At 62.4% G+C, this 22,295-nt stretch carries 18 protein-coding genes and 2 pseudogenes; 8 read left to right on the top strand and 12 right to left on the bottom strand.

Annotated elements, in window-relative coordinates; all coding sequences use genetic code 11:
- Position 1: 1 nt before the first annotated feature.
- The 3 genes and pseudogenes from GGD40_RS01740 to GGD40_RS01730 all read right to left on the bottom strand — a co-directional run.
- Complete coding sequence (locus GGD40_RS01740; RefSeq protein WP_218900782.1) at positions 2-514, bottom strand: GNAT family N-acetyltransferase; 513 nt, start codon at positions 512-514, stop codon at positions 2-4.
- A gap of 252 nt (positions 515-766) precedes the next feature.
- A complete protein-coding gene (locus GGD40_RS01735) occupies positions 767-2,212 on the bottom strand; it encodes an IS1182 family transposase (protein WP_179742617.1) in 1,446 nt (481 codons plus the stop codon).
- Between the two features lie 215 nt (positions 2,213-2,427).
- Positions 2,428-2,739, bottom strand: a pseudogene (locus GGD40_RS01730) (MerR family DNA-binding protein); the annotation flags it as partial.
- Between the two features lie 5 nt (positions 2,740-2,744).
- Between GGD40_RS01730 and GGD40_RS01725 the strand changes: the two are divergent.
- Positions 2,745-3,571, top strand: a pseudogene (locus tag GGD40_RS01725) (SDR family NAD(P)-dependent oxidoreductase).
- A 28-nt stretch (positions 3,572-3,599) separates the two neighbouring features.
- On the opposite strand, the gene GGD40_RS01720 reads toward GGD40_RS01725, so the two are convergent.
- Positions 3,600-4,058 (bottom strand): Lrp/AsnC family transcriptional regulator, encoded by a 459-nt coding sequence (locus GGD40_RS01720; RefSeq protein ID WP_179704344.1) that lies wholly within the window; start codon positions 4,056-4,058, stop codon positions 3,600-3,602.
- 124 nt (positions 4,059-4,182) lie between these two features.
- Here GGD40_RS01720 and GGD40_RS01715 point away from each other — a divergent pair, with 124 nt between their 5' ends.
- A complete protein-coding gene (locus GGD40_RS01715; protein ID WP_179742616.1) occupies positions 4,183-4,713 on the top strand; it encodes an RBBP9/YdeN family alpha/beta hydrolase in 531 nt (176 codons plus the stop codon).
- Positions 4,714-4,806: 93 nt separating this feature from the next.
- Here GGD40_RS01715 and GGD40_RS01710 read toward each other — a convergent pair whose 3' ends face one another.
- Entirely contained in the window at positions 4,807-5,574 is a 768-nt protein-coding gene (locus GGD40_RS01710; RefSeq protein WP_373565245.1) for a substrate binding domain-containing protein, read from the bottom strand.
- On the opposite strand from GGD40_RS01710, the gene GGD40_RS01705 reads away from it, so the two are divergent.
- Complete coding sequence (locus tag GGD40_RS01705) at positions 5,562-6,599, top strand: aldo/keto reductase (RefSeq protein WP_179742614.1); 1,038 nt, start codon at positions 5,562-5,564, stop codon at positions 6,597-6,599. The genes GGD40_RS01710 and GGD40_RS01705 overlap by 13 nt on opposite strands.
- Before the next feature lie 94 nt (positions 6,600-6,693).
- On the opposite strand, the gene GGD40_RS01700 is transcribed toward GGD40_RS01705, so the two are convergent.
- A complete protein-coding gene (locus GGD40_RS01700) occupies positions 6,694-7,428 on the bottom strand; it encodes an SDR family oxidoreductase (protein ID WP_257030309.1) in 735 nt (244 codons plus the stop codon).
- A 111-nt stretch (positions 7,429-7,539) separates the two neighbouring features.
- Between GGD40_RS01700 and GGD40_RS01695 the strand changes: the two genes are divergently transcribed.
- On the top strand, positions 7,540-8,493 hold the full coding sequence (locus tag GGD40_RS01695; RefSeq protein ID WP_179742613.1) for a LysR family transcriptional regulator: 954 nt from the start codon (positions 7,540-7,542) through the stop codon (positions 8,491-8,493).
- 10 nt (positions 8,494-8,503) lie between these two features.
- On the opposite strand, the gene GGD40_RS01690 is transcribed toward GGD40_RS01695, so the two are convergent.
- The 3 genes from GGD40_RS01690 to sauS all read right to left on the bottom strand — a co-directional run bounded on the left by GGD40_RS01690 (position 8,504) and on the right by sauS (position 13,197).
- Positions 8,504-9,886: an MFS transporter gene (locus GGD40_RS01690; RefSeq protein ID WP_179742612.1), complete on the bottom strand. Its 1,383-nt coding sequence runs from the start codon at positions 9,884-9,886 to the stop codon at positions 8,504-8,506.
- Positions 9,887-10,075: 189 nt separating this feature from the next.
- Positions 10,076-11,755 (bottom strand): AMP-binding protein, encoded by a 1,680-nt coding sequence (locus GGD40_RS01685; RefSeq protein ID WP_179742611.1) that lies wholly within the window; start codon positions 11,753-11,755, stop codon positions 10,076-10,078.
- Positions 11,752-13,197, bottom strand: coding sequence for an acylating sulfoacetaldehyde dehydrogenase (gene sauS, locus GGD40_RS01680; protein WP_179742610.1), 1,446 nt, complete (start codon positions 13,195-13,197; stop codon positions 11,752-11,754). Before sauS ends, GGD40_RS01685 begins: the two co-directional genes overlap by 4 nt.
- Before the next feature lie 204 nt (positions 13,198-13,401).
- On the opposite strand from sauS, the gene GGD40_RS01675 reads away from it, so the two are divergent.
- Complete coding sequence (locus tag GGD40_RS01675; RefSeq protein WP_179742609.1) at positions 13,402-14,166, top strand: IclR family transcriptional regulator; 765 nt, start codon at positions 13,402-13,404, stop codon at positions 14,164-14,166.
- A 112-nt stretch (positions 14,167-14,278) separates the two neighbouring features.
- Here GGD40_RS01675 and GGD40_RS01670 read toward each other — a convergent pair whose 3' ends face one another.
- Positions 14,279-15,586 (bottom strand): MFS transporter, encoded by a 1,308-nt coding sequence (locus tag GGD40_RS01670; RefSeq protein ID WP_179742608.1) that lies wholly within the window; start codon positions 15,584-15,586, stop codon positions 14,279-14,281.
- Positions 15,587-15,789: 203 nt separating this feature from the next.
- Positions 15,790-17,445, bottom strand: coding sequence for a GMC family oxidoreductase (locus tag GGD40_RS01665; RefSeq protein WP_179742607.1), 1,656 nt, complete (start codon positions 17,443-17,445; stop codon positions 15,790-15,792).
- 223 nt (positions 17,446-17,668) lie between these two features.
- Here GGD40_RS01665 and GGD40_RS01660 point away from each other — a divergent pair, with 223 nt between their 5' ends.
- Positions 17,669-18,505, top strand: coding sequence for an IclR family transcriptional regulator (locus GGD40_RS01660; RefSeq protein ID WP_179704328.1), 837 nt, complete (start codon positions 17,669-17,671; stop codon positions 18,503-18,505).
- Between the two features lie 130 nt (positions 18,506-18,635).
- Positions 18,636-19,388 carry an IclR family transcriptional regulator gene (locus GGD40_RS01655; protein ID WP_179708638.1) on the top strand — a complete coding sequence of 251 codons (753 nt, stop codon included), beginning with the start codon at positions 18,636-18,638 and terminating at the stop codon, positions 19,386-19,388.
- 111 nt (positions 19,389-19,499) lie between these two features.
- Here GGD40_RS01655 and pdxR read toward each other — a convergent pair whose 3' ends face one another.
- Entirely contained in the window at positions 19,500-21,029 is a 1,530-nt protein-coding gene (pdxR, locus tag GGD40_RS01650) for a MocR-like pyridoxine biosynthesis transcription factor PdxR (RefSeq protein ID WP_179704327.1), read from the bottom strand.
- Between the two features lie 184 nt (positions 21,030-21,213).
- Between pdxR and tauA the strand changes: the two genes are divergently transcribed.
- Entirely contained in the window at positions 21,214-22,272 is a 1,059-nt protein-coding gene (gene tauA / locus GGD40_RS01645) for a taurine ABC transporter substrate-binding protein (RefSeq protein ID WP_179742606.1), read from the top strand.
- The last annotated feature ends 23 nt before the right edge of the window (positions 22,273-22,295 follow it).

The raw sequence follows: 22,295 nt of genomic DNA, 5'->3' as shown, positions 1-22,295 counted from the left end.
TTTACATGCTGTCGTCGACCATCCGTTTCTGGCCGGCGAGCGACGGAGGATTGCAAGCCGTTTCAGCAAACTGGCTGCGGTATTTGACGAAACCTCGCTTTCGGTCACCAAGGAAGCCAAACTGCTCGAAGAATCGGTGCGCGTCGATGCGAGCCGCCGAACTAAGAAGCATCATCTTCGAACAGTCTCGCGATCGACAGAATTGCTCGACCTCACGTAGCAGTGCCCGCCCGATGCCATTCCCACGGCATTCCTGATCAACGACGAGATTTTCAACTACGGCGAAAGGCTGTCCGGCGTACATGGCATCCGCACAGAGGCAAACCAATACGGTACCGCGAATACGACCATCAATCTCGCAGACTAGCAACCGAGTACGAGCGTCGTCCTCAAGAATCTGGATTTGGTGCGCCGTTGCCTTGACGTTCTCGTCGTCGAGCAACTGACGATACAGCGACTGAAGGATGTCAGCATCAGCGCCTCGCGCGGTTCGAATAGTCAGATGGAAATTCACTGCGTTCAGTGGTAGTTGGAGCCGGGCTTGATTTTAGACGAGCCGCGGCATCGTCTGTCGGCGCGTTAGCGCCTCAGAGTGCCCGTTTGTTGACGATCTGAATGCCTATGTCGACCGACCGGTTTTGGCCGAGGCTGTGTGGAAACTCAACTTTTGCCGCAGATGGCAAGGTTGCCAGCCAGGTCGATCAAGTTTAATGCATCGGGTTCAGGCTAATCGAACATCGCAGGCGCAAATAAGCCCCTCGGGGCGTCAGCTTCCAGCTATCTTCATGGCTTTCATCGTTCGTTCAACACCGAGTATGTTGATGGCGCGCCTGATGTTGTACGCCAATACCTGAAGGCTCATTTCGGTACTCACCCGCGCCAGCGTGCGCGTGAGGAAGTGTGTGGACCCCATCCAGTGTTTGAGCGTGCCGAAGACATGTTCGACGGTGCTTCTGCGGATGGTCATTGCATCAGACTTGCGTTCCAGCCGACGCTGCATGGCTTCCAGTACATGTTCATGCTCCCAACGTCGGATGCGGCGATAGGCGCTGGTAGAACATCGCTCCTTCAGATGGCATTCCGGGCAGGCACTGGGCCAGTACACCTGCAGATTCATACCGTGCTCAACTGTCGTGAACCGTCGAATGGCGCGCTCGCCTGCCGGGCACCGGTACTCATCGTCCTTTTTGGCGTAGATGAAGTCGCGCTTCGTAAAGAGACCTTTCTTCCGTGAGCCCGAGGTGAGCGGTTTGGGCACATAGGCGGTAATGCCAGCCTGCTCGCACGCACGAATCTCAGGACCGCTGTAGTAGCCCCGATCGGCTAGCACCTTCAGTCCCGTCCTGCCCATCGCCTTGCTGGCCGACACGCCCATCCTGCTGAGTTGTCCGCGATCGTTTCCGACATTCGTCACCTCGTGTTCAACGATCAGGTGATGCTTTGTGTCTACAGCCGCCTGCACGTTGTAGCCCACCGTTCCGGTCCCTTTGCCACTACTGGTCATGGAGCGGGAATCCGGATCTGTGAGCGACAGTTGCTGGTCCGGCTGCTTCTTCAACTCCTTTCTGATCTGTTCGAGTTCGCGCATCTGCTGACGCAAACGGGCGATCTTCCCGTACAGGTCTACGGTCTTCACATCGAAGCCCGTCGGATTGATCCGGTCCGCGGTTTCAATCGCGTCGAGATATCGCTGTACGCTTTCCTCGATCTGCTGCTGGCGCTTATCGATCTTGCCCGCCGTGTAATTCCTGTCCCGACTGTTCACTGCCTTGAACTTGCTGCCGTCGATGGCCACGGTGTCACTGGTCAGCAACTTCATCCCGCGACACAATTCGACGAAGCGCTTGCAGACGTTGCGAATAGCCGCACCGTTATCACGGCGAAAGTCGGCAATCGTCTTGAAGTCAGGTGCCAGCCGACCTGTCAACCACATCATCTCGACATTGCGCTGACATTCGCGCTCAAGACGCCGGCTTGAAGGTACACGGTTCAGATAGCCGTAGATGTAGAGCTTGAGCATCACGCCCGGATGATACGAGGGGCGACCTGTGGTGGCCGGCGTGGCGCCGTTGAAGCCGAGTTCCGCAAGATCCAGTTCATCGACGAAGACGTCTATGATCCTGACCGGGTTGTCCTGTTCGATGTAGTCATCGACGCATTCGGGAAGTAATGCGACCTGCTTGCGGTCATCGCCTTCAACGAATCGCTTCATGAGTCACCCGGTCTCAACGCGTTAATTCAGTTTAGGCGATAAGGTCGTTTTCACACAGCCTCGGCCGAACCCGGTCCCACACCAGGCATTCACGACGAAACTGAACCCCACCTGTCGCGACGGACCGCCCTCGACCCGAACGGACTCTCCCTTGCAACCGAAGCGGCCATTGACGCTCCCGTTTGAGACGGCTTATCGCTTTCGCCAACAGCACGTCACCACGCGATTTGTTCTTCGACACAATCGCTGCCTACTTTGGCTAGCGCATTCGGCAGCCCTGCGCGCAGCGTGGTCAACGCGTGACTCTTTTCGTCGAGTTCTGTGAGCTTTGCTTGCAGGCACGCGACCTTTTGCGCAACACCGAACGTCGGACTATCCCATACCTGAATGACGTCGCCAATTTCCGCGAGCGTGAAGCCCAACGCCTTCGCGTGAACGATCAGCCGTATCCGCTGTAACGAGAGTTCGGAATAGCGCTTGTACGTATTTGTCGCGTGAGGTTGTGTTGCTTTGTCCAGCAGACCGAGCGGCCATGAAAAATCGTTTCGATTTTCGAGGAAAAACAGCACTCGTCACGGGCGCGTCGTCAGGTATCGGGCGTGCGTTCGCCTATGCGTTGGCCAGACGTGGTGCGAAACTTCTGCTGATCGCCCGCTCTCACGACAAGCTGCGCGAACTCGCCGTCGAACTGCGACGCGACTATACGTGCGACGCCGATTTCCTGACGGTCGACTTGAGCGCTACTGGCGCCGTACACACGATCGGTCATCACCTGAAGGCTACCGGCACGGTCGTCGATATCCTCATCAACAATGCGGGCTTTGCGGCTTACGGGCGCTTCGAAACGATTCCGTGGACGCGCCAGCGCGATGAAGTGCTGGTGAACTGTATGGCCGCAATCGAACTGACTCATCTTCTGCTGCCGGGCATGCAGGCGCGATCCGATGGCGTGATCATCAACGTCGCGTCAACCGCCGCCTTCCAGCCCGATCCCTATATGGCCGTCTACGGCGCAACCAAGGCTTTTCTCCTGTCATTTTCAGAAGCCGTTTGGGCTGAGAACCGGCATCGCGGCATTCGGGTCGTCGCGCTATGTCCCGGCGCGACGCAAACCGCCTTTTTTATGTCGTTGGCGCAAAGGAGGCTGCTGTCGGCACACCGATGCCCGTCGCGAGTGTGGTGCAGGATGCATTGTGGGCACTGGATCGCAATCGAAGCTATCAGGTTGTTGGGACGCGGAACCGGTTGCTTGCCAATTTGCAAAGGCGGTTGAGTCGCGAGATGTCGGCACGCCTGGTTGAAAAAATCCTTCGGCCGACAGACATTCAGGGCCGGGTGACGGGAGATACCAACGCGTAGGGTGCGCCCGATATCAACGTGGTGCCGGTCAAGGTTGAGATCCGGAGATCGTCTTCGGCGGATAGCTCGCCAGCACGACCGAGGTCGTTACCGGTCCGAATCTGGCCAGCGCGTCGATTGCCGCTTCGAGTTGTGTCATCTCTTCGACCACAATGCGGACCATGAAACAGTCCTCGCCGGTGATCCGGTGCGCCTCGACGATTTCAGGCATCGCTTCGAAGGCGCTCAGGCAATGCTTGATCTGAGCGTGCGTGGTGCGGATCCGCACGATCGCCGCGATGCCGCGCCCCACCAGGCCCGGATTGATTCGCGCCGCGTAACCCTCGATAACGCCCTGCTCTTCCAGTCTTTTGATGCGCGCAGTGACAGCGGGTTGCGACAGTCCAATCTGCTTGCCAAGCTCGGTGTTGCTGATACGTGCATTGCGCTGGAGCGCCTCGAGTATCCGCCAGTCAAGCCTGTCCAACGCTACCTGCCTTGGTTTCATTTGCGAAATCCTTCAATTTCCATCAATTTTGATGTATATCGCCGTCAATTCATTTGATTCGCGATGTTGCCTGAATTCGCAAACTTTTACACTGGTTGCTCATTCACTGATGGAGAGTTGGCAGATGGACCATCCCGTTTTTGTTGTTCCAGGCATCGGTAACTCCGGCCCGTCGCACTGGCAGAGCGTGTGGCAGGCGACGCATTCGGATTGGCGGCGCCTCGAGGTCGAAGATTGGGATCAGGTCGTGTGCGACGATTGGGTGTCGGCGATCGAACGTCAGGTAGCGGAAATCGGCGAGGAAACAGTCATCGTGGCGCATAGCCTCGGATGTCTGGCCGTGGTGCATTGGGCCGCCCGCCACGCAACCCGAATCCGTGGCGCGCTGCTTGTCGCCGTGCCGGACCCGGCTGCGCCGGTATTCCCCGCGGTGGTCGCGAGCGGATTCACGCCGTTGCCATCGGAGCCGCTACTGTTTCGGACGACCATCGTGTCCAGCACCAATGATCCCTATGGCAGCTCAGACTTCGCACGCGCCCGCGCAGCAGCGTGGGGTAGCGAGCTGATCGACGTCGGCGCGCAGGGGCATCTCAATGGAGAGAGCGGCCTTGGTGATTGGCGTCAAGGATTCAAACTACTTGAAACGTTCGACTAACGGCGTGATCCGAAGTCCATCCGCGACAGCCACTGCGAGATTGTCGACGATCCTCGAAGCGACTTCGAATGCCTGCTCCTGGCGAGGGGACCGCTATGCGGCGTAGACATCCAGGGCGTCCATCGGCACGTGCAGTTTTTCATCTGCGGCGAGCGCTTCCAGCAGGTGTTTCAATGTGACTTGCACGCGTGGTGCTATCAGTGCCCGATGCGGGTACTGAATCACCATCTCGTATGTTCCGGGCTGGTGGAAGTCATGGAGGATTATCTTCAACGAACCGGAACGCAGATGATCCCAGGCAAGATGAACCCCGACTTCGGCAATGCCAACGCTATCGCATGCTGCCTGAACGAGGGATTCGGGCGCAGATAGCGTGAGCATCGCTCTGTTCCCAGGGTCCAGTGTTGTGATACTTCCGTCCTCGGCCTTGAAGTTCCACTGGGAGACCTGACCGGTCAGAAATCGCCGCGCGATGAGCCGATGCGCTTGCAATGCTTCAGGGGTTTGCGGTGCACCATGCATCGCCAGGTATTCGGGAGAGGCAACCAGCACCGCATTCAAGCGACAGACCGGACGGGTCACGAGGGCTGAATCAGGGATGTTGCCGCCCCTAACGGCAATGTCGTAGCCATCCCGCACAATATCGACGACCCGATCATCAAAATCGACCTCAATGGACAGGCCGGGGTACCGACCTAACAGTGCAGGTAGCGCCGGCAGCACATGATCGCGCCCGAAGGCCGAGCTCGTCGAAATGCGGACTCGTCCGCTAGCCACGGCTCGCTGCGCGGCAACGGTATCAACCGCGGCATCAAGTGCCTCCAGCGCAACGCGCGCTTGCCGGAGAAATGAAAGTCTCACGCCTTTGCCTCGGCTGCATGAGCTATGGGGAGCCAAACCGCCTACCTCAGCCGTGGTCGCTGGACGAAGCGGCGTCTCGTCCGTTTTTTCGGCAGGCCCTCGACGCGGGCATCAATTTCTTCGACACGGCAAATATCTATTCGAACGGGAGTTCCGAAGAAATCACGGGACGGGCGCTCAACGACATGGCGCGGCGCGAAGAGATCGTCGTCGCCACCAAAGCCTTCTTTCCGTGGCGCAACTCGCCCAATACCGGATTCCTCTCGCGCAAGGCGCTGCTCCAGTCGATCGACGACAGCCTGAGCCGGCTCGGGATGGACTATGTCGACCTCTACCAGATCCACCGCTTCGACCATGGCACGCCTATCGAGGAAACCATGGAGGCGCTGCACGACATCGTGAAGGCGGGGAAAGCTCGCTACATCGGCGCGTCATCCATGGAGGCATGGCGCTTTGCCAAGATGCAGCACGTCGCTGAGCGCAACGGGTGGACACGTTTCGTTGCCATGCAGCCGCAGTACAACCTTCTTTATCGGGAAGAGGAGCGCGAGATGTTGCCCTTTTGCGCCGATCAGGGCGTCGGGGTCATTCCATGGAGCCCGATGGCCCGAGGACGGCTGACGCGCGACTGGAGCGAAAATACGCGCCGCACGCAGAACGACGCCTTCGCGCTGAAGATGTATCAGAACGCGGAAGCCCACGACCGGAAGGTGGTCGAGGTCGTGGCGCGTATCGCCGAAGTTCACCGGGTGCCGCGCGCGCATGTTGCGCTCGCCTGGTTGCTATCGAGGCCGGGCGTCACGGCTCCGATCGTCGGGGCGACCAGGCCGGAGCACCTTGCTACCGCCATCAGCGCGCTCGACTTCTCACTTATGCAGGATGAAATCGCCGCACTTGAAGCACCGTATGTCCCGCATCGGTGGATGGGATCGTGCCGCCGCTTTCAGAACAGCCGCCAACAATCACGCCGCCACGCGCCTAGCTGGTGGACATGGAAGCCATGGATGCAAAGACGATGCCGCTAGTCTTCAGGAAAATGAGCGGTCGGCCGTAACGAAAGCCGGCCGGGTTGGACGATAAGGATCGCTATGAAAAAAAATCAACCGCGCAGCACCGCCCTCAAACCAACACCCCGCCGCCATCCACCACGACGGTCTGTCCAGTGGCATACCGGTTGATCATCAAATAAACATAAGCGTGCGCAAGATCGTCGGCCTCGGCGACATACCCCACCGGCAACGCTTCCCCACTCGCCGCAAAAAGCGCCTCACGGTCCGCATCCGGCAAGTTGGCCCACAGCGGCGTGCGTACCAGCCCCGGGCTCACGAGGTTGACGCGAACGGGCGCCAACTCCACCGCCAGCGCCCGCACGAGGCCTTCCATGGCGCTACAGGCACTCGCAAGCGCCACCCAACCCCGCTGCGGCCGCAGGCTGGCGACTCCGCTCGTCAGTACCACGGAGCCACCGGGACGCAGATACGGCGTGGCATGTTTTACGGCGGCAATGGCTCCGAAGACACGCACATCGAAAACCCGACGGACCGTGTCGAGATCCATCTCGGCGAGCGCCCCGGTTTGCAGCGAATCGCCTGCGCTGTAGACCAGATGATCGAACGGCCCGAGTTGTTCGAACAAGCCGCGCACGGCGGACTGATCACTCAAATCGACCGTGTATCCGGAGGCCCGCTCACCGAGCCCGCTCACGGCGTCGGCAACACGCTGGGCGCTCGACGAAACCACGATCACCGAGGCACCCATTGCCAGCGCGGCATGCGCCGTGGCGAGGCCTATGCCCGATGTGCCGCCCAACAGGACGACGCGTTGATCCCGAAGCTTCATGTCTGGAGTAATCATTGGAAAGTCCTTGCAAGTTGGCTGTGAGTGAAGCAAGGACACCAGTATTATTCTTAAGTCAAAGTTGATAAACGCAACTTTCCTTCGATCACCTCTTAACAGGACTTGCGAATGGATCGATTTAGCAGCATGACCATGTTCGCGCGCGTGGTCGAATGCGGCAGCTTCACCGCGGCGGCCGAAGGCAGCGGCATGACGCCGACGATGGTCGGCAACCACATCCGCGAGTTGGAGCGGCGCCTCAAAGGCCGTCTGCTGAATCGCACCACGCGACGTCAGAGTCTGACCGAACTCGGCAAGCGCTATCACGCGCGGTGCCTCGAAATCCTGGCGCTGGTGGACTCCGCCGAACTGGATGCGCGCGAGATGCAGAGCACGCCGCGTGGCCGACTGCGGGTGAGCTGTCCTGTGATCTATGGCACGCGTGTGCTCGTCCCGGCGCTTGCCGCTTACCTCGACCGCTATCCCGAGGTGCAGGTCGAACTGTCACTGAACGACCGCTTTGTCGATCTGGCGGAAGACGGCTTCGACGCCGCCATTCGCGCCGGCGTGCTGCCGGACTCCGGCTTGATCGCACGGCCGCTGGCCTGTTCGCCGCGCATTGCCTGCGCGTCGCCGAACTATCTGGCGCGGCATGGGCATCCGCGGGTGCCCGCCGATCTCGCCCAGCACAACTGTCTGGCCTTTATGGTCGCGACCGGCCCCGAACGCGAGTGGGTCTTTCCACGTCCCGACGGCAAAGGTGTGGAGCACATCCCGGTGCGAGGCCGCCTCGACGTCAATGGCGGTCTGGCGCTTCGCGAGGCCGCGCTCGCGGGATTGGGGATAATTTTCCAACCTCAGATGATGCTGCAGGAAGATCTGGACGCGGGCCGCCTCGTTCGTCTGTTTCCCGACTGGCCGGCGCAAACCTGGCCCATCCATCTGGTGCATCTGCCCGACGCGAACCTGCCACCGAAGCTGGTGACGTTCATCGCCTTTCTCCAGGAAACCTTGGGGCACGGCAGCGAGCCGCGCAACCCATTGATCTGGCGTTTACCGGCGCTTAAACCGGCTGTCGAATAAGCGCCCGCTCTCACTTCCACCACCGCAACGGCCGGCGCAGGTGATGCCGCTCCAACCGCACCGCCGGCCCCGCATGCAGAAACGCGGGCATGCCGTCGAGCGGCACACCGGTCGCACGTTCGCGCTCCTCGTCGGCCTCGACGGTCTTGCTGGTGTCGATGAACAGCGCGGCCAGCACGCCGACCGCTAGCAGCCCCGCCGAGATCGTGAACGGCACGTTGTAGCTGCCGGTCTTCTCGATCAGATAGCCGAACACGACCGGCGAGATCATCCCCGCCACGCCGAAGCCGGTATTCATCATGCCGCCGGCCGTGCCGGCGTATTTACCGGCGATATCCAGCGGCAAGGTCCACAGCACCGGATTGGTAATTTCGAGGAAGAAGAACGACGCCGACAGATACCACACGGCGGTGAGCGGATTCGTGGCGGACACCATCGGCACCAGAAACACCAGCGATCCGCCCATGCCGACCACCAGCACCGAGCAGCGCGCAAAGCGCAGGCGTCCGGTGATCTTGAAGAGCTTGTCCGACACCACGCCGCCGAGCGTATCGCCCACCACGCCCGCCAGCAGCGGCAACGCGGTGAACAGCGCCAGTTGCTTGAGATCGAAGCCGCGCGATTCGCGCAGATAGGACGGCAACCAGGTCAGATACACCCACAACAGCCAGCCATAGCAGAAGTCGACGAAGGTCACGAGCCACATGCGCCGAATCAGTTTGCGCCACGGCGTCGCCGCGTGTTTCGCGCGGTCGCAATCGCCGGTGTGATAGCCGATTTCGTTGGTTTCTTCAGGCGTGATGCGGCGGTTCTGCTCCGGCGAGTTCGTGAACACGAACAGGTACAGCACCGTCCACGCGAGGCTGGCGATACCGAGCAGGATGAACGCATCGCGCCAGCCGCCGGTGGCCACCACCGCGAGCACGAGCGGCGGCGTGACGGCGCCGCCCAGGCGCGCGAAGCTGTGCGTGATGCCTTGCGCGAAGCCGCGTTCGGCAACCGGCATCCAGTAGGTGAACGCGCGGGTCGCGGTCGGAAACGCACCGCCTTCGCCTATGCCGAGCGCGAAGCGCATCAGCACCAGCATGGTCACGCTGCCCGCGAAACCGGTGGCGAGCGTGGCCACGCCCCAGATCAGCGACAGCACGGTCAGCACCAGTTTCGGCCCGAATTTGTCGGCGAGCCAGCCGCCGACGATCTGCATCGCCGCGTACGGATACGCGAAGGCCGAGAACACCAGGCCGAGCTGGACCGTGGTGAGGCCCATCTCATGACGGATCAAGGGACCGGCTACGGCAATGTTCACACGATCGATGTATGAGATGAAGTACATCAGACACATGACCGCCAGGATGATATGGCGTGTTTTGATACGCCGGATGCGCGTTTCCATGCTGTCTCCATGCAACGTAGTTGCTGTCTTTTGTGTGTCGAGAGCGGTGTCGATCAACCGCCGTTCGATGCTGCCGTTCTGCTGCTACTGCTGGCGCGATGCGGTGCGCGGTTGATTGGCTCTCTGGCTCTTCGGCACTTTTCCGCGTGGCTCGACGCCCCTGCTTCAACGCCCCTGCTTCACCGTCACTCATGTGGGCACCAGCTTCAGTCGCTGCACCTTGCCCGACGGCCCACGCGGCAATTCGTCGACGAAACGGAATTCCTTCGGCGTCTTGTAGCGGCCCAGTTCACGCAGGCAGTGCTCGCGGAGTTCGGCCGGGTCGGGCGCGGCGCGTCCGTCGTTCAGACGCGGCACCACGAAGGCGACGATGTCCTGCCCATACGCCGGATCGGGCACGCCGACCGCCGCGGCATCCAGCACGCCCGGATGGCGCAGTAACGCTTCGTCGATTTCGCGTGGCGCGATGTTTTCACCGCCCTTGATAATCAGTTCCTTCGCGCGGCCGTTGATGTAGAAGTAGCCGTCCGCGTCGCGATAACCGAGGTCGCCGGTACGCAGCCAGCCATCGGCGGTGAACGCGGCGGCGGTTTCGTCGGGGCGCTTGTAGTAGCCGCCCATCACCTGCTCGCCGCGCAGAATCAACTCGCCGCATTCGTCGGCGGCGCAGTCGCGTCCGTCGCGATCGATCACGCGCGCTTCGCCGCCCGAAGGCAGGCCGATGCTGCCCACCCGCCGTCGTGCCATCTCGTACGGGTTGCTGAACACCGGCGCGGCGGTTTCGGTCATGCCCATCGTTTCGATCACGCCGATGCCGAAGCGCGCCTCGAACGCGCGATGATGGTCGGCCGGCAACGCCGCCGACGCGCTGCGGCAAAACTTCAGCGCGGCCAGATCGTAGGTGCAGGCTTCGTCGGCATTGAGCAGATAGGCGACGATGGTCGGCACCACGTTGATCCACGTACACGCATGCAACGCGACGTCGCGCCAGAACGTGCGCGCGGAAAAGCGCGGCGTCATCACCGCCGAGCCGCCATGAAACAGCGGCGCGAGCAGCGTCACGACGAGACCGTTGATGTGATAAAGCGGCAGCGACGCGAGCACGCGATCGTCCGCGTTCAGCCGATGTTCGGCGGTGATATTGCGTGCGTTCGCAACCAGGTTGCGGTGGGTCAGGAGCACGCCTTTGGGCGTGCCGGTGGTGCCTGAGGTGTACATCAGCAACGCGATGTCGCTGGCGGTGGGTTCGGTCGAGGCGTCGGCGAGTGCTTCGGTGGCAAGTTGCGGGACGCTGCGCGGCGCAAGCGGAGCGGCCGCGGCCGCGGAAGCCGAAACCGCCGCCAGCCCCGCGCCCTGCGCTCCGGTTTCCGCCAAGGCAGGCTCGCATCGCATTAGCAACGGCGGCGCCGGATCGTCCGGTTCCGTTTCAATCAACGCGATCTCGCGCGTCAGCCCTTCGGCGCGCAGACCGGCGAGCGCCGTTTCGATCGTGGCGTGCGTGTCGCGCGCGGCGAAGATCATCCGCGTATCCGAATGGCCGACGATATAGCGCACCTGCGACGGCTGGCACAACAGATTCAGCGGATTCGCCACCAGACCGCTGTACATCGCGGCGAGCAGCAGTCGCGCGGTCTGGATGCCGTTGCCCATGAAAACCGAAATCACATCGCCCGGCCGCAGCCCGGCGTCCCTGAAACGCGTCTCCAGCACGCGGCAGTCGTCGCGCAATGCGCCGAACGTCAGCACGGTCGCGCGACGCTCGGGGGCGACCGGTTCATCGTCGTCGAGCGCAGCCAGCAGAAAAGGCTTGTCGGGAGACTGCGCGGCGCGCTCGTCGATCAGCGCGCGAAGCGTGGCGGGCGTGTTCATCGTCCGACCCTCGCGAAGAAGTCGCCGAGCAGGTCGTCCGGGTCCGGCACGCGCTCTTCGATCGGGTAAGCGACCCGCGTCGTGTTCAGGTAGTGGCGGAAACCCAGGTTGCCCGAGAAGTTGTTGCGGCCCCACGTGCCGCAGCCCATCGACAGTGAAAACGGCAGACCGTTGTCAAAATTGCCGCCGGTCGCGAGGCAATGCGCCTGATTCACGATCACGCGCGCCACCGGCAAGCTCACGCCGAGTTGCACCGCTTGCGCGGCATCGCTCGAATGCAGGCCGACCGAATGGCCGGCGCCCATGTACGCGTAGATGTCGCGCACCACGTCAGCAGCGGCGTCGAAATTCGCCGCACGATAGACGGTTAATACCGGCGAGAGTTTTTCGCCGGAGAACGGATAGTCGCTGCCGGCGCCGCTCTCTTCCACCATCAGAAACGCGGGATGCCGCTCGGCCACCTCGTCGAGACCCGCCACGCGCGCGATGACCTCGGCGGATTTCGCGGTGCAGTGCTCGGAAAGCTTGCCGTTGACCCACATCGCCGCCTGCAGGCGGGCTTTCTGCGCGGCGTCGAGCAGGTCGCCGCCACAGGCGGCCAGTTCGGCCAGCATCGGCTGATACACGGCCTCTTCGATCACGATGCTGTTTTCGGACGAACAGCTCGTTGCGTTGTCGAAGGTCTTCGAGCGCAGAATTTTTTGCGCCGCATCATGCAGATCCGCGGACGCGGTCACGATCGACGCGACATTGCCCGCCCCCACGCCGAACGCGGGCGTGCCGCTCGCATACGCCATCCGCACATTCGCCTGCGAACCGGTGGCGACCACCAGATCGCACTGCCGCATCAACGCGGCGGTCGCGGCCTTGCTGATCGGCGCGGGCAGCATCTGCACGAGATCGGGGTCGAGCCCGGCCTTGGCGAACTGCGCGTGAATGAACCCGATCAGCAACGCGCAAGAGGAATACCCCTTCGGCGACGGCGCAACGATGACCGCATTGCCGCATTTGAGCGCGTTGATGATCTTGTTGGCCGGCGTCGCGGCCGGATTGGTCGACGGCGTGATCGCCGCGACCACGCCAACCGCGCGGGCGATTTCGACGATCCCGCTGGCGTCGTCGCGCGCGATCACGCCGGTGGTTTTCTGGCCATGCAGATCGCGCAGCAAACCCAGTGTCTTGCGATAGTTCTTGCGGAACTTGTCGTCCGCGTTGCCGAGACCCGTATCGCTTACCGAGAGGTCGGCAAGCTGTCGGTTGCGCTGCGGCTCCATGATGGCCCACGCGGCCGCGGCGGCCGCAGTGTCGAGCGCCTCCTGTCCCGCGCTTTCGAAAACGCGCTGCGCCGCGCGTGCTTTCGCCACGAGTGCGGCAACCACACGTTCGGCTTCGCCGTCGGTGCGATCGCCCGCGATTTCGGCTCCTGTGGCCCTGATGTTCATATCGGTGTGCTCCGGGTAGCGGTTTCGATTGCAGTGCTACCAATCTAGCCACCGGCGCGCAGGCCGAAGTCCCGTTTTTCGCGCTAAGCGTCGCAGCCCAATCGCGCGCATCGGAAAGTGCGGAATTCGGTACTTTCCACAGTCCCGAAAACTGCTCGATCCGATGCAAAATCAGACTTATCGCCACGTGGGCAAGGGAGCGGAATGTCGACGTCGAATCAGTCGAATGCAGCGGCGGTGCGCGCGTTTCGCGTGCTAGAAACGCTGGCCGAAGCGGGCAGCCCGTTGTCGATGACGGAGCTCGTCAACGCGCTCGGCCTGCCCAAGCAGACCGTGCACCGCATCCTCGTGCAATTGATGGACGCGTGGCTCGTCACGCGTGGCGCGGGCGACCGTCTGTACGAGTGCTCGCCGCGCGTGCGGATGCTGGCCGTGAACGTGCTGATGCACGCCGGACCTGCTGCGGCGCGGCACGTTTTGCTGGAACAACTGGTGGCGAAGATCGGCGAGACCTGCAATCTGACCATGCTGTCCGGCAACGACGTGGTCTACGTGGACCGCGTCGAAACCGAATGGCCGCTGCGGATGCATTTGCAACCCGGCTCGCACGTGCCGCTGCATTGCTCGGCGAGCGGCAAACTGCTGCTGAGTTTTCTGCCGAAAGACCGGCGCGAACGTGTGATCGAAACGCTGCCGCTACGCGGCTATTCGGAACGGACGATCACTGACCGCGACGCGTTGCGCAAGGAGTTGACGACCACGCGGCGGCGCCTGCTCGCGATCAACAATCAGGAGCATCTGCAAGGGCTGATTGCGATCGCCGTGCCGGTGATGCTGGACCGCAATCGCGCGTGCGCAGCGATTGCGGTTCAGGCGCCGGTAGGCCGAGTCACGCTCGACGATCTGCTCGCCTTCGTGCCCGATCTGCGCTACGCGGCGGAGGAAACCGCGAAGACGTTTCGCGAGTGACGGGGGCGATGACTCACCGCGCGAGCGCGGCAGCGTGCTCGCATAAGCGGCGGGCTGCAACCCGCAACAACACGCGCCGCGACTTACACGCTAGCTGAACACGCCCGCCCACTCACTGCGCGTGCACCACCGAATCAAACGCACCCGCTCGCCTCCGTTCTATCGCACGCGCCGACAACGCCGACACCAGCGCCGAGAACAGCACATACGCGCACACGGTCCACGGCTTGCCGCCGTTCAACCGCATCAGGATCGTCGCGATGATCGGCGTGAGGCCGCTAGCGAAGATGCCCGAGAACTGATACACGAACGAGATGCCTGTATAGCGGACTTTCGCGTCGAACAGTTCGGCGAACAGCGCAGCCTCCGGACCATAGACCATTGCGTAGAAAATGCCGAAGGGAATCACGATCGCGGTCCAGATCAGCAGCGTGTTGCCCGGCTGCATTTCGATCAGCCAGAACGACGGAAACACCGACACGCCGCAAATCAGCGAACCCCAGAAATACACCTTCGCGCGGCCGATCCGGTCCGACAGACTGCCGAACAGCGGAATGAAGAAACACATCACGGCAGCCGCGATCATCACGCCGAGCAATGCATCGGTACGGCTCATCGCGACGTGCTGCGTCAGGTAACCGATCGAAAACACCGCGAAGACATTGAAGAACACGCCGTCGATATAACGCGCGCCCATGCCGAGCATCACCTCGCTGCGGTAGCGCGTGATCATATCGACGAACGGAATCCTGGCTTCACGGCCGCCGCGTTTGAGGGCGATAAATTCCGGCGTTTCCATCACTTTCGAGCGGATATACAGGCCGATCACCACGAGCCCCAGCGAAGCGCCAAACGCGATCCGCCAGCCCCACGACAGAAACGCCGCTTCGGGCAGCAGGCGCGACAGGCTCGCAACCATCCCCGACGCGAGACAGAGGCCAATCGACAGACCGATCTGCGGCAAGCTCGCGTAGAGCCCGCGCTTTTCGGGCGGCGCGTATTCGTACGCCATCAGCACCGCCCCACCCCATTCGCCGCCGAGACCAATGCCCTGCAACACGCGCAGCGACAACAGCAGAATCGGCGCCCAGATGCCGATCTGCGCATAGGTCGGCACGAATGCGACGCCGGCCGTCGAAATCCCCATGATGATCAGCGTCAGGATCAGCGCCGACTTGCGGCCGATCTTGTCGCCGAAGTGGCCGAACAGCACGCCGCCCAGCGGCCGCGTAACGAACCCGACCGCGAAGGTCGAATACGCGAGCAGCGTGGACACCAGCGGATCGCTGGCCGGGAAATAGAGCTTGTTGAAGACGATGCCGGCGACCACGCCATACAGGAAAAAGTCATACCATTCGACGGTCGCGCCGATCACGCTGGCGAACGCAACGCGCCGGATAGTACGGGGATCGATTGCCATAGCAGTTGCTCCTCAATGGACGGCCATGCCACCTGTGTTCAGCACTCGTGCTCACGGGCGGCCGGACGAAAACCCCAGTTGTCTCCTCCGGGGGTGTTGTTGGCAGACAGCGAGCCTTTCGTGAAGCGACGGACTCGCGACTGCATTGCGCGGCGCGTATCGGCCGCGTTGTTTTGCACCTGCTGTGTTGCACCTGCTAACTTCTAAGCCGCCACCTTCGCCGCCGTCGCTACGGCCGCGCCGCGATCGACGCCACGCGCGTCGTCGAGAATCATGTCCGACGCTTTTTCCGCCACCATCACGATCGGCACATTCGTATTACCCGACACCAGCGTCGGCATGATCGAACAGTCCACCACGCGCAAACCCTGCGTGCCGTACACGCGCAAACGCTCGTCGACCACCGCGAGCGGATCGCCGGCCGTCCCCATCTTCGCTGTACCAGACGGATGGAAAATTGTCTGTCCGTATTCCCGACAGAACTCGAGCAATTCGTCGTCGGTCTGCGCGTCCGCGCCGGGCCGCACTTCGCGCTTCATCAGACCGGCCATCGGCTCAGCCGCCGCAACGCGGCGCGCAAAGCGCACGCCGGCAATCGTCGTGCGACGGTCGAAGTCAGTGTCGAGATAATTCGGCTGGATCGACGGCGCTTCACGCGGATCGGCGCTGCGAATCCGCACGGCGCCGCGCGATTCGGGACGCAGTTGGCACACCGAATACGTGCAGCCAGGAAACGCGTGAACGTTGCCGCCCGCCGAGTCCGCCGATAACGTCGAGAAATGAAACTGGATATCCGGCGTTGGCGATTCCTGCGGCAACGCGCGGCAGAACATGCCGCCCTGGTTGATGCCGACGGCCAGCGGACCACTGCGCAGCAGCGCCCATTGCAGGCCCATTTTTGCGCGGCCCGCCCACGATCGCAGTTGATCGTTGGTCGTGATCGGCTTGCTGACTTCATAGATCAGACGGATCTGCAGATGGTCCTGCAGATTGCCGCCGACACCGGCCCGATTGGCCACCACCGGAATACCGAATTCGCGCAGCAGCGCAGCCGGTCCCACGCCCGACAATTGCAGCAATTGCGGCGACTGCAGCGCGCCGGCCGTCAGGATCACTTCGCGATTGGCGCGCACTTCCCGTAGTTCGCCATGCTGCCGGTATTGCACGCCACAGGCGCGAGTGCCTTCGAACAGAATTTTCGAGGCCATCGCATCCGTTTCGACGTGCAGATTCTTGCGTTGCCGCGCGGGCTTCAGATAGGCCACCGCAGTGGAACAGCGGAAGCCGCGCCGGGTCGTCAACTGGTAATAGCCGACGCCTTCCTGATCGCCCGTGTTGAAATCGTCGACGCTTGCCACGCCTAACGAATTGGACGCCGCGATAAACGCGTCGACCAGCTCATGCCGCTGCTTGATGGTCGAGGCCCACAACGGCCCGTCGACGCCACGCGTCGGCCCTTCCCCGAGTTCGTTGTGCTCCAGCCGCCTGAAATACGGCAGACACTCGTTCCAGCTCCAGCCGCGATTGCCGAGCCGCGCCCACTGGTCGTAATCGTCTTTCTGGCCGCGTACATAGATCAGGCCATTGATCGAACTGCTGCCGCCGAGCGTACGGCCGCGCGGCCAGTAAAGCCGGCGATGGTGCATGTTCGGATCGGGATCGGTATAGAAGCCCCAGTTGTAGACCGGGTGAAACATCGTCTTGCCATAACCAATGGGGATATGAATCCACATGAAGCGATCGGCGGGGCCGGCTTCGAGTAAACACACCGAGTAGCGGCCGCCTTCGGAAAGCCGGTTGGCGAGCACACAGCCCGCTGAACCCGCGCCGACGACCACGAAGTCGAATCGATCTGCCATGTGACGTGTCTCCGATCACGCAACCTGAATTGCGAGCGTTTTATAAAAACCGGTATGTTTCGTTGAAATTTATGTTCAGCCGGTTTCTTGTTCAAGAAATTCCCGCTAAGATCGGCTCATGTGAAACAGAAACACGATTTTTTGTTTCAGTTTTCGCAATGACCGCCCCGCTGCGCAACGGTCGCGGACGCCGGGCACTCCTCGATCGACAGCAAGGAAGCGTATGCAGGCACACTGCCCGTCCCCACGCAGCGAACCCCTGACCGAAGATTCACGGGCGTTGCGCGCATTGGCGGTGCTCGAACAACTGGCGGCGGCGGGACAGCCGTATTCGCTGTCGCAACTGTCGCTGCGCCTGCACATTCCCAAAGCCACGCTGATGCGCCTGATCGAATCGCTCGAAGCGCAGGGCTACGTGACGCATCTGCCCGACTCGCGCGGCTCGGATCGCGGCATCACCCTGGGGCCAAAAGCGGCGCAACTCGCGCTCACCACGCTGGCCAACAACACTTTCGGGCGCGCCTGCCGCTCGCTGCTGCGGGCGCTGGTGGATGCGCTCGGCGAGACCTGCAACCTGACCGCGCTCGACCGCGACACGGTGCTGTATCTGGAACGCGTGGAGACCGCCGAGCCGCTGCGCCTGCATCTGCAACCGGGCACCCGCGTGCCGCTGCACTGCACCGCCAGCGGCAAACTGTTCCTCGCGCAGATGCCGCCCGTAGAACGTCGCGCGATGCTGGCGCGGCTGACGCTCGAACGTAAAACCCAGAACACGCTGACGGAGATGAACCTGCTGGAAGCGGAACTCGACCGGCTCGCGGTGCGCGGCATCGGGATCGACAATGAAGAGCTGGTGCGCGGCATGGTGGCGGTCGCGGTGCCGGTGCGCGACGCGAGCGGCACGCATCTGCTGGCGGCGCTGGCGATTCACGCGCCCACCGCGCGCGCGAGTCTGAACGATCTGCTCAAGAGCGTGCCGCGGCTCAAGGAAGCGGCGCTGAAGCTCGCGCCGCTGTTGTCCGCCACGACCTCCACGGAGCACGCGAACCATGACCGCTGACGCATTGCCGATGAGCGATCCGTACGATCCGAGCGACGCTTGCGCCGCCGCGCAAACCACGCGTACGAAGGCCAGGCCGCCCGAAACGGAACGGTACAATGACGCCGATCCATTTTCCGGAACGGCAGGCATGACCAAAGCGGATACCCCGACGCTGCGCGCCTTCGCGCTGCTCGAACACCTCGTCAACAGCGACGGCCCGGTGTCGCTCGCCGACATCGCACAAGACGTCGCGCTGCCCAAGGCGTCGCTGCATCGCATGCTCGCTTCGCTGGAGGCCGGCGGCCTGGTGATCCGCGAACCGGGGCAAAAGAACGCCTATGTGATCGGCCCGCGCCTCGCGCAACTCGCGTTGGGCGTGGTGATGCATCCCGGCACGCGGCGCTTGCGTCATGCGATCCTCGCGCGGCTGGTGGCCGATCTCGGCGAGACCTGCAATCTGACGATGCTGCATGAAACCGAGGTGCTGTATCTCGACCGCATGGAAGCGCCCTGGCCGTTACGTCTCGATCTCAAACCGGGCTCGCACGTGCCCGCGTATTGCAGCGCGAGCGGCAAGCTGCTGTTGTCCATGCTGCCGCGCGAACAGCGCTCGGCGCTGGTGCGCGCGTTGAAGCTCGAACGCTTCACGCAGAACACGATTACCGACGCGGAGTTACTCGAAGCGGAACTCGACCGTACGGCGCACAAGCGCATCGCGATCGATAACGAAGAGTTTCTGGCCGGTATTGTGTGCGTCGCGGCGCCGGTGGTGGATGAGAACGGCACCTGTATCGCGGCGATCGCCGTGCATGCGCCGGTGTCGCGCGCGCCGCTGTCGCGGGCGCTGGAGTTTGTGCCGCGGCTTCAGGAAGCCGCTAGAGAACTCGCCAAGACCTTCTGACGTGGCGTGAGGCGCAAATTGCGCGTGCGTTGTGCGTCTGTCGTGCACCGCCGGGTTCGCGTATCGCGCGATACGCTCCCGGCCGCTTCACCCATTCACCGATTCACCGATTCACCCTTCCGCGGGCTTCTGCTTACGCACTAACCCGGCCAGCAGGCGCACGCCCTCATCGATCTTTTCCAGCTTGATCGCCGAGAAGCCCATCCGGAAGCAGTGCTTCTGCTCCAGCCCATCCATAAAGAACACGTCGCCCCGCTCGATCAGAATGCCGTGCGCTTCGGCGTCGGTGACGAGGCGCTCCGCGTCGAGCCATGGCGGCCCTTCCACCCAGCATGACGCGCCGCCCGTCACCGGCAGATAGCGGGCCTCGGGCAGATACGCGTCGAGCGCGGCCATCAGCGCCAACGCGCGCTCGCGGTACGCAAACGCCAGCCGACGCAGCAACGCATCGTGATGACCTAGCGACAGAAACGTCGCGAACGCGCGCTGAATATAGGCCGCCGGATGACGCACCATGAGCCGCCGCAGCGCGCGCAACTCCAGCACCAGTTCGCGTGGTCCGACGATATAACCCAGCCGCAAACCCGGCGCGAACGTCTTCGACAGACTGCCGATATAGATCACGCGATCGGCCGTATCCAGACTCTTGAGCGCCGGATGCGGCGTGCCCGAAAAGTTGTTCTCGCTTTCGTAGTCGTCCTCGATCAGCACGAAATCGTGCTGCTGCGCGAGTTCCAGCAACGCATGGCGGCGGTCGATCGGCATGGTCGCCGTGGTCGGGCACTGGTGGCTCGGCGTCACGTACACGTAGTCGCACTGCGCGAACAGGTGGGCATCTTCGACGGGACGCACGCCGCCCGCATCGATCGGTAGCGGCACCAGCCTCGCGTTGCGATTCTCGAAGATGTTGCGCGCGTCCGGATAGCCGGGGTTCTCGAAGCCCACCGTGGTGCGCTCGCGGGCTAGCAGATCCGCGATCAGATAAAGCGCCTGCTGGCAGCCGATCGTGATGACGATCTCGTCCGGCATGGCGAACACGCCGCGTCGCGGCAGCACGCGCGTGCGAATCTGCTCGATCAGCGTGTCGTCGTCGCGGCCGATCAGATCGGGCGCCCAGTTGCGGATTTCCATCACCGAAAGCGCCTTCATGCAGCATTCCCGCCAGTCGTTGGTGGGAAACAGCGTCTGGTCGAATTGTCCGTAGATGAAGGGATAGTCGTAGTTCTGCCAGTTGCCAGGCTTGACGATGTTGCGCTGCGCGGAAGGCGGCCGCTGCACCCGCTGCGCCCAATCTGGCCGCGCGTGCGCGTCTTCATGCGTATTCGTCGGGATCGTCTGCGTTTGCGTGAAACCGTGACGCCCTTCCAGCATCGCCGGATTGACGAAGTGCCCACTGCGCTCGCGCGAAATCAGATAGCCCTCCTCAACCAACTGCTGATAAGCCAGCACGACCGTATTGCGCGCGACACTCAATTGATCGGCCAATTCGCGGCTCGACGGCAGCGCGGTCTGCGGCGGCAACTGGCCGTCCAGAATCGCCGCCACCAGCATTCGCCGGATCTGCCCTTGCAGGCTCATGGTCGAGTCGCCCGGACGCTGAAAACGCTGCGTCCATAGGGCTGTCGCGGTACGGCTGGACATGCTTCCTCCTCAAATGACAGGGAGCCGGGCGGATGTGGACTCAACGATCGCCGCCGTCTGGCACTAACTTGCTCCATTTTTTAATGACGATACTCGACTCACCCCGTCAAACGCGATCGGGACAAGCACCGGTCGTGGCCACACGATCTTCCTGCTCCATCGGCAAGACCTTCTGAGACCTATTATGAAACGCCATAAAAACTCGACATCAAGGCCCTGGTTCCAATGGACGGCGCGCTGCGTGCTGTCGCTGCTGTTCGCCGCCACGGCCGCCCTCGTGGCGACGCCCAGCCACGCCGAAGACAAGGAGATCACGATCGCCTATCAGCAGATCGTCGATCCGTGGGTGGTCGGCATTGCGAACGGCTCGATCGAAAAAGCCACCGGCTACAAGATCAACTGGCGGCAATTCGAGTCGGGCGCGAAAGTGGCGACCGCTTTGGCCTCCGGCGACGTCAAGGTCGGCGTGATCGGTTCCAGCCCGCTCGCCGCCGCAGTCAGCCAGGGGCTCGATCTGCAACTGTTCTGGATTCTCGACAACATCAATCAGGCTGAAGCGATGGTGGTGCGCAACGGCGCCGGCATCACGAAACCCGCCGACCTGAAGGGCAAAACGATCGGCGTGCCGTTCGTCTCCACGACCCACTATCACACGATGTTCGCGCTGCAGCACTGGGGCATCGATCCGTCCAGCGTGAAAATTCTGAACATGCAGCCAAATCAGATCGTCGCCGCCTGGGAGCGTGGCGATATCGACGCGGCCTACGTGTGGAATCCCGCGCTCGCCGAGCTGAAGAAAAGCGGCAAGGTGCTGATCACGTCGGGCGATCTGTCGAAACTCGGCAAGCCGACCTTCGACGGCATTGCGGTGGACCGCCAATGGGGCGAAGCGCATAAGGACTTCATGGCGAAGCTCGTCAAGGCCATCGCCGACGCCGATCAGCAATACCGCGCCAATCCGGCGCAATGGAACGCGACCTCGCCGCAAGCCGCGGCGATCGCGAAGATGATCGGCGGCACACCTGCCGACGTGCCGGACTCTTTGTCGCTGTACGCGTTCCCGACGCTGCAGGAACAGGCCTCCGCGCAATGGCTCGGCGGCGGCGCATCGAGCCGTGCGGCGCTGGCGCTCAAGGACACCTCGGAATTCCTCAAGGGCCAGAAGCAGATCGGCACCGTGCTGCCCGACTACTCGAAGTTCGTGACGCCGGACTATGCCGAAGCCGCGGCCAAACTCAAGTGACGTCGCCGTGGGCTTCAACAGAG

Source organism: Paraburkholderia bryophila (assembly GCF_013409255.1).
Taxonomy (GTDB): domain Bacteria; phylum Pseudomonadota; class Gammaproteobacteria; order Burkholderiales; family Burkholderiaceae; genus Paraburkholderia.
Note: the sequence above shows the minus strand (reverse complement) of the source record. Positions and strands in the feature narration are given on the sequence as shown.

What these genes read in the sequence shown, in the direction of transcription:
- GGD40_RS01735 (WP_179742617.1), bottom strand. Translation starts at nt 2,212, where the DNA reads ATGAAGCGATTCGTTGAAGGCGATGACCGCAAGCAGGTCGCATTACTT.
- GGD40_RS01720 (WP_179704344.1), bottom strand. Translation starts at nt 4,058, where the DNA reads ATGAAACCAAGGCAGGTAGCGTTGGACAGGCTTGACTGGCGGATACTC.
- GGD40_RS01715 (WP_179742616.1), top strand. Translation starts at nt 4,183, where the DNA reads ATGGACCATCCCGTTTTTGTTGTTCCAGGCATCGGTAACTCCGGCCCG.
- GGD40_RS01705 (WP_179742614.1), top strand. Translation starts at nt 5,562, where the DNA reads ATGAAAGTCTCACGCCTTTGCCTCGGCTGCATGAGCTATGGGGAGCCA.
- GGD40_RS01700 (WP_257030309.1), bottom strand. Translation starts at nt 7,428, where the DNA reads ATGATTACTCCAGACATGAAGCTTCGGGATCAACGCGTCGTCCTGTTG.
- GGD40_RS01695 (WP_179742613.1), top strand. Translation starts at nt 7,540, where the DNA reads ATGGATCGATTTAGCAGCATGACCATGTTCGCGCGCGTGGTCGAATGC.
- GGD40_RS01690 (WP_179742612.1), bottom strand. Translation starts at nt 9,886, where the DNA reads ATGGAAACGCGCATCCGGCGTATCAAAACACGCCATATCATCCTGGCG.
- GGD40_RS01685 (WP_179742611.1), bottom strand. Translation starts at nt 11,755, where the DNA reads ATGAACACGCCCGCCACGCTTCGCGCGCTGATCGACGAGCGCGCCGCG.
- sauS (WP_179742610.1), bottom strand. Translation starts at nt 13,197, where the DNA reads ATGAACATCAGGGCCACAGGAGCCGAAATCGCGGGCGATCGCACCGAC.
- GGD40_RS01675 (WP_179742609.1), top strand. Translation starts at nt 13,402, where the DNA reads ATGTCGACGTCGAATCAGTCGAATGCAGCGGCGGTGCGCGCGTTTCGC.
- GGD40_RS01670 (WP_179742608.1), bottom strand. Translation starts at nt 15,586, where the DNA reads ATGGCAATCGATCCCCGTACTATCCGGCGCGTTGCGTTCGCCAGCGTG.
- GGD40_RS01665 (WP_179742607.1), bottom strand. Translation starts at nt 17,445, where the DNA reads ATGGCAGATCGATTCGACTTCGTGGTCGTCGGCGCGGGTTCAGCGGGC.
- GGD40_RS01660 (WP_179704328.1), top strand. Translation starts at nt 17,669, where the DNA reads ATGCAGGCACACTGCCCGTCCCCACGCAGCGAACCCCTGACCGAAGAT.
- GGD40_RS01655 (WP_179708638.1), top strand. Translation starts at nt 18,636, where the DNA reads ATGACCAAAGCGGATACCCCGACGCTGCGCGCCTTCGCGCTGCTCGAA.
- pdxR (WP_179704327.1), bottom strand. Translation starts at nt 21,029, where the DNA reads ATGTCCAGCCGTACCGCGACAGCCCTATGGACGCAGCGTTTTCAGCGT.
- tauA (WP_179742606.1), top strand. Translation starts at nt 21,214, where the DNA reads ATGAAACGCCATAAAAACTCGACATCAAGGCCCTGGTTCCAATGGACG.